The organism is Acinetobacter sp. CIP 101934, assembly GCF_000369585.1.
In the GTDB taxonomy this organism is placed as follows: domain Bacteria; phylum Pseudomonadota; class Gammaproteobacteria; order Pseudomonadales; family Moraxellaceae; genus Acinetobacter; species Acinetobacter schindleri.
Genome location: NZ_KB850096.1, coordinates 1 through 6,280, shown reverse-complemented (window position 1 = coordinate 6,280; position 6,280 = coordinate 1). Strand labels below are relative to the sequence as shown.

8 protein-coding genes and 1 riboswitch are annotated in these 6,280 nt (G+C 35.5%); of the genes, 3 read left to right on the top strand and 5 right to left on the bottom strand.

The features are described from left to right. Positions 1–231 precede the first annotated feature (231 nt). Positions 232–459, top strand: coding sequence for a hypothetical protein (locus F899_RS14855; protein ID WP_000555568.1), 228 nt, complete (start codon positions 232–234; stop codon positions 457–459). Positions 460–665: 206 nt separating this feature from the next. Here the strand turns inward: F899_RS14855 and F899_RS14850 are convergent, their stop codons facing one another. Together F899_RS14850 and F899_RS14845 are read right to left on the bottom strand one after the other, a co-directional pair. Then, on the bottom strand, positions 666–2,120 hold the full coding sequence (locus tag F899_RS14850; RefSeq protein WP_005225410.1) for a SulP family inorganic anion transporter: 1,455 nt from the start codon (positions 2,118–2,120) through the stop codon (positions 666–668). A 252-nt stretch (positions 2,121–2,372) separates the two neighbouring features. Then, positions 2,373–2,582, bottom strand: coding sequence for a hypothetical protein (locus F899_RS14845; protein ID WP_004282305.1), 210 nt, complete (start codon positions 2,580–2,582; stop codon positions 2,373–2,375). Positions 2,583–2,780: 198 nt separating this feature from the next. Beyond that, positions 2,781–2,848, top strand: a riboswitch (Fluoride riboswitch). 116 nt (positions 2,849–2,964) lie between these two features. Here F899_RS14845 and crcB point away from each other — a divergent pair. Both crcB and ppa read left to right on the top strand, forming a co-directional pair. Beyond that, positions 2,965–3,345, top strand: coding sequence for a fluoride efflux transporter CrcB (gene crcB, locus F899_RS14840; protein WP_005225409.1), 381 nt, complete (start codon positions 2,965–2,967; stop codon positions 3,343–3,345). 26 nt (positions 3,346–3,371) lie between these two features. Then, on the top strand, positions 3,372–3,896 hold the full coding sequence (ppa, locus tag F899_RS14835; RefSeq protein ID WP_005225406.1) for an inorganic diphosphatase: 525 nt from the start codon (positions 3,372–3,374) through the stop codon (positions 3,894–3,896). A gap of 515 nt (positions 3,897–4,411) precedes the next feature. On the opposite strand, the gene F899_RS14825 is transcribed toward ppa, so the two are convergent. From F899_RS14825 to F899_RS14815, 3 genes are all read right to left on the bottom strand, one after another. Then, positions 4,412–5,083 carry an Abi family protein gene (locus tag F899_RS14825; RefSeq protein WP_005225405.1) on the bottom strand — a complete coding sequence of 224 codons (672 nt, stop codon included), beginning with the start codon at positions 5,081–5,083 and terminating at the stop codon, positions 4,412–4,414. 415 nt (positions 5,084–5,498) lie between these two features. Further along, a complete protein-coding gene (locus F899_RS14820) occupies positions 5,499–5,930 on the bottom strand; it encodes a GIY-YIG nuclease family protein (protein WP_005225402.1) in 432 nt (143 codons plus the stop codon). Between the two features lie 17 nt (positions 5,931–5,947). Continuing rightward, complete coding sequence (locus F899_RS14815; RefSeq protein ID WP_139845772.1) at positions 5,948–6,214, bottom strand: mobilization protein; 267 nt, start codon at positions 6,212–6,214, stop codon at positions 5,948–5,950. Positions 6,215–6,280 lie beyond the last annotated feature (66 nt).

The window sequence follows — 6,280 nt, the reverse complement described above, 5'->3', positions numbered from 1 at the left end:
TGGTGCCCTATACTCCAAAACTGCTTACTTTAATATACTGATATTTAAAGAGAAATATCAAGCATTTCGTATAAGGTGTATTATGTTATTTTTAGAAAAACTTAACTTAAATAGATAAATCTAATATATTATCTTTCTCACAATTTCATAAATATCAATTATCTAATAAGCTTTAAATTCTCTTACTAAGTCTGTATGGTGTTTTATCAGAAAGATACTATAGAGGGTAATATGCATAGTTTTTCTGTAAAAGAATTGGATCAGTTGATTGAAAATGATCTAAAGGAAAAGAAAAAATCCAGTAAGTTATTGATTGGATATAAACTATTTCATGATCTAATGAATGACCCTAAATTTCATGCAGAAGTGACAGATTCAGCCCTGAGTGCCACAAAACGAAAATATAAGAACCTCAAGATCAAGATTACGACGGATAAATATCAACTTCATTTTGAATAAAACATAAAAAAGAGAGCTGGCAGCTCTCTTTTTTATGATAGAAGTGTACTAGTGAGTACACTTCTATCATCTCCATTTTACATAATGTTCATTATGAATAGGTTTTACAATTTCATTAATTATCATATAGATATATTTTTTTGACTTCGTATAAGGTGTATTGTGTTAATTTTAGAGATTCTACATAAACGTAAAATCTCCTGCGCTTAGATTCTGGCATGTGTTCCATACTTATCAATCATGATAGAGCTGGCTTCATTTAAGCCACGCACAGTGACATTCACACCATTCTTTTGAAATTTTTTTACAACAGAATCAAGCATGGCGACTGATGTTACATCCCAAATGTGAGAATGGGTCAAATCAATAATCACATCCTTTACATCCTCTTTAAAGTCAAAACCTTGCATGAATTTTTCAGAAGAACTAAAGAAGATCTGACCTCTCAACTCATATAAACGGGCCATTCCTTCAAAAGATGCTGTCACCTGGATATCATTTTCAAGTTTATTCGCCAGGAACAAGGCTGAAAGTAATACGCCTGTTAACACACCCAAAGCCAGGTTATGCGTAGCAACAACTACAATCACCGTCGCAATCATGACGAAATTACTGCTCTTAGGATTATCTTTTAACTGAGTGACAGAACTCCATTCAAAGGTACTGATAGAGACCATTATCATTACCGCTACCAATGCAGCCATTGGAATCACTTTGAGCCAGTCACTGATAAATACAACCAGAATAAGAAGAAAAATGCCCGCAGAGAATGTTGATAAGCGTGTAAGGCCACCTGATTTTACGTTAATCATAGATTGACCAATCATTGCACAACCGGCCATGCCACCCATAAAGCCAGAAGCAATATTCGCAATCCCTTGTCCCTTACATTCCTGATATTTATCACTTGGCGTATCAGTCATTTCATCCACGATAGTTGCTGTCATCATCGATTCAAGTAAACCTACAGCCGCCAGTGCGACTGAATAAGGCAAAATAATCATCAATGTTTCAATATTCAAAGGAATATCTGGAATCAAGAACATTGGAAGTGTGTCAGGTAAAGACCCCATATCGCCCACGGTCCGGACATCAATTCCTAAAGCGATTGCCAATAATGTGATTGCAATGATGCAGACTAGTGGAGAAGGGAGTAATTTTCCTAATTTGGGAACCAGAGGGAATAGATAAATAATTGCTAAACCTAAAGCAACAAAAGCATATACATGCCAGGTCACATTAATCAGTTCAGGCAATTGAGCCATGAAAATTAAGATCGCTAACGCATTTACGAATCCAATAACCACAGATTTAGATACAAACCGCATTAACTTGGCGAGCTTTAAATAGCCTGCCAATATTTGAATCACGCCTGTCAAAATTGTTGCTGCCAGCAGATATTCAAGCCCATGCTCTTTGACCAATGTGACCATAAGCAGCGCCATTGCGCCAGTGGCTGCTGAAATCATGGCAGGACGACCACCTACGAAAGAAATCACGACGGCAATACAGAAGGATGCGTATAGACCAACTTTAGGATCTACACCTGCAATAATTGAAAATGCGATGGCTTCAGGGATGAGTGCAAGACCGACGACTAATCCGGCAAGTACATCCCCACGGATGTTAGAGAACCACTGTTCTCGGACATTAGATAACATAAACATAGCCTGTTTTTTAATTTTTCAGATAGGCTAGTGATGTGATATATACAACACACAAGCGACTACACCACATCACTAGCTAGACAGTGATGAGTTATTTACAGATTTAAGAAGGTAAATAAACTTAAGGTGGCGTAGGTGTCATAAGATGAAGAAACTTTTTAGAGTAAAAAAATCAGGACAAGGGTAACAGCTAGGTACTTTTTTATAAAGCCTGGATGTATATCCAAGCTTTGTTTAATCTGTATTTTATGAAGCTTTTAGCTCCCCAAGTAATTGACCTATTTCCAAACGTGTGTAGCCGCGTTCTTTAAAGATCAAAACAATAGCCTGTTTATAATCTTCAGAAATAGCCGTTTTATATTTATTAATTAATTGCAGCTCAGCATTAAGCTGGAGATCATTTTTGATCGTCAATACTTCCGTAGAGACTTTATTAAAAATCTTGAAATTAAACATACAGGTGCTCTTTATCAATATTGTAGCGGCCCGACTACAACAAACACCTGCCTCAGCTTAGCTGGACACCCTTTCCAAAAAGATTATAGAAAAAATGAAAAGTTTCAAGTTTTACTAAACTAAAGATAAAAAAGTATCAAACTTACGTATTTTAATAATAGAAGGTTGTTGAATTAGCTAATCAATTTTTAAATAATAGTACTCAAAGGAGATGGCTATCCTCCTTACACAAACCGCCAATTCTGGCTGATGATACCTACGTTTCCCTCAAGCAGGGTACGTAGTCGCGTGCTCTGCTTTTACAAAATGGAGCTACGCTATGTTTTCCCGTCATAAAGTTCTTTATTTATATATCTTTTGCTGCTCATAACTAGGAGCAGACATGTATCTTTCTCTTTTATCAATTGCTCTCGGTTCTGTAATCGGTGCCTGGCTTCGTTGGGGCATAAGTCTAAGATTTAATAGCGTATTTGAAAATATTCCTTTCGGGACAGTGATTGTTAACTTAATCGGTGCTTTTATTATTGGATTAGCTGTATCATTTTTTTCAAATAGCTCAATAAGCCCTAATTATAAGTTATTCGTTGTGACAGGCTTCTGCGGTGCTTTAACGACCTTTTCAACATTTTCAGTTGAAATTGTTGCGTTGCTACAAGCTTCAAAGTTTGAATATGCTATCTCAACAATAGCCATCCATGTAATAGGTTCATTAATCTTTACAGTACTAGGAATACTTTCCTATCAATTTTTCACTAATCATTAATAATCTAAATATTAGAAGGTAAAACAATGAGTTTTAAAAATGTTAAAGCAGGTACTAATCCACCAGATGACTTTAATAGCATCATCGAAATCCCGGCAAATGCTAAACCCATCAAGTATGAAGTGAATAAAGAATATGATGCTTTATTGGTTGATCGCTTTCTAAGTACAGCAATGTCATATCCGTACAATTACGGTTATATTCCTCAAACATTAAGCGAGGATGGTGATCCCTTAGATGTATTTGTAATAGCTCCCCATGCGGTTGCTGTAGGATCAGTAATTCGCAGCAGACCTGTCGGAGTCATGTATATGGAAGATGAAGCCGGTATTGATGCAAAGATCATTGCTGTACCTCATTCTAAGCTCACACCTCTATATAACAATGTTGAAGATCTGAGCGACCTCCCTCAGCTTCAATTAGATCAAATGAAACATTTCTTTGAACATTATAAAGACTTGGAAAAAGGTAAATGGATGAAATTTAATGGTTGGGGCAATGTAGAAGAAGCCAGACAGGAGATTCTAAAATCTATCCAAGCATACAAATAATTTAGATAAAAGGGACCCAAATCTGAGGTCCCTTTTTATGCTATTTAACATAATGGGCGTTATACGAAACGCCTTTTTAAATAGTATTATTTATCAAATAGTTAACTCAATAAATCCAAAACCCCAAAGATCAAAAAACAGACGTTTTAACAACTCGTGTGTTTTTTAAGCAACTTTGTAATCTTTCGCCAATAAAATCGTCTAAAAAATGCTCAATTTTGGCATTTTCCCAATGTTCTCAGCTCTTCTAGGGCGAAAACTATCCCCAATTGCTGTGGATGAAATTTAGGCTATTTTGTACGCCCTGGCGCACATGAAACTCGGTCCTTTGCGGCTATTCCATATACTGGAAATTTCCTATGATGGAGACATAGAGAGCAGGATGCTCCAGAGAAGAATAACAAGAGATAAGCACAAGGACTGTAAGGTACGACAGGAGTTATACCGAGCGAACCAATACGAAAAACCCCGGCAGGATGCCGGGGTTTTTTATTTCTAAAATATTAAAAAGATAATTACTTATTTCTAATTAAATTTTCTAATTCAAGTGCAAATGGCTCTAGTAAAGTAAAAGTATATTCACAACGACAGTGAATAAAAATCATTAATACTTTTAAATCATTTTCTAATGATCTGTTAAAAATAATAGGCTCATGATGAGCAATTCTATTTCTTAGTTCTCGTAATTGATCAATCCAATCATAAAAAGTTTGCCTATTTTCCGTTAGTACATTTGGAAAGACCTGAGTTAAACAACTTTTCCAAATACGATCCTCATAATTAGACATGAACATCTTTTGCCAAAATACAAATTTAAACTCTGGAATCATCTTACTAGGAGAAGAAGGAAACTTTCGTTGAACTTCATCGAACATGCTTTTAGGGCTGTGTCGACCTTTGCTACTCAAACTTCGAATAAAGCCAGGATTAATATGCCAACTATTAGTTGAATTACAGTTAAACGCTATTTCTATAGCTTCTACAACTGCATTTCTAAGAACAATTTCGAAGTAATTTAGTAAGTAAAAAAATCTATTGGAAATAATTAAATTTCTTTCATAAAGCTTCATAACATCTTGTTTTTTATAAGGCTCATTTCTATTCTTATAGAAATACTCATACTTTGAAAGACGTGGTATAGATAGCGTTTTCTCTATTTGTAACAATGCTGAATTTGACAATTCCACCGCTTATACCCTACTATGTGCTTGTAAGTTTGAGAGACTGCGGATCTTTGATCTTCCCTCCCAAGCGTTAAGATTCGGAAAAAGCCTTTTGCTAACGTGAAAGGCTTTTTTCATTATAAGTAGCTATAAAACAATGTATGCCTATAATTTACTTAATGTTTATTATAATCTTAGTTATAAATAATGATACTCTAGTAAGATAATCTAACCTTACAACCACATAAAAACAGTCTAAGTTATTGATTTTAAAAGAATTTTACATCGGGCATGAAGCATGTTACAATGCGCTAAAGCGCATTGTAACATGCTTCATGCCCGAGTGGACCGATTACGCTCGTCTAAACAAAACTATAAGACCTATAGAATTACCTGTTAAATTCAAGCTTTTATTTAATATAAGATCTCTTATTCGAAATTACATACCAACTTTAACCACATTGTAGATAGGTTGGAGTTTAGAGATAAGAAAAACTTCTAGGGCATTTGCTAAATAAGCCGTATCACGTTCAAAACCTATCGTAATAATGGATCCAGCATCTTTCAGTCTTGGATCTATCGCAATATATTCAGTTTTATCTTCATTCCATCGACAATATTTCATTACCCGAGCGCTTAAGCCATTACCACGATAACGGCCAGCACCTCTAGAAGTTCCAACACCGATATAAGTCACTAAATCCCCTTTGATAAACGCATATACACCTTGTTTATCGTAATTAGGAATTTTCCCAAAATTAAAATGTACTGGTGACCATTCAGGAGGCTTTCCTAATAAATCTACATTCCAGTGATGTTCAAAAAATAATTCTGTATTACGTATTAACTCATTAAGTGTTGGATCTTCCACTACTCATCTCTCAAAATTTATAAATTAAAAAGCTTTCGGTCACGCTCATCTGTCAAATACTTATCCATCTGAGCAATTAATTTAGCTCTGGCTTGTTCATCTTCTTCGGTGATTTTCAACATGCAGGATCCGATTAAAATCTTACGTCTGGTATCTTCCTTTCTTGCCTGTTCTTTCTCTTTGGCACGTTCTCTTGCCAGTGCTGCCTGTCTTTGAGCTTTGAGCTGTTTCAGCTTTTCTTCCTGGGCTTTAATTTTGCTGTCTAGTGTTTCAGTAACGCTCATTAATCCAATACCATCATCCTGGGAAACCATCCCTAACATAAGCGCACTTGAATATGCATTCAAGGT

Coding starts and splice junctions, on each gene's coding strand:
- F899_RS14855 (WP_000555568.1), top strand. CDS start 232: ATGCATAGTTTTTCTGTAAAAGAATTGGATCAGTTGATTGAAAATGAT.
- F899_RS14850 (WP_005225410.1), bottom strand. CDS start 2,120: ATGTTATCTAATGTCCGAGAACAGTGGTTCTCTAACATCCGTGGGGAT.
- F899_RS14845 (WP_004282305.1), bottom strand. CDS start 2,582: ATGTTTAATTTCAAGATTTTTAATAAAGTCTCTACGGAAGTATTGACG.
- crcB (WP_005225409.1), top strand. CDS start 2,965: ATGTATCTTTCTCTTTTATCAATTGCTCTCGGTTCTGTAATCGGTGCC.
- ppa (WP_005225406.1), top strand. CDS start 3,372: ATGAGTTTTAAAAATGTTAAAGCAGGTACTAATCCACCAGATGACTTT.
- F899_RS14815 (WP_139845772.1), bottom strand. CDS start 6,214: ATGAGCGTTACTGAAACACTAGACAGCAAAATTAAAGCCCAGGAAGAA.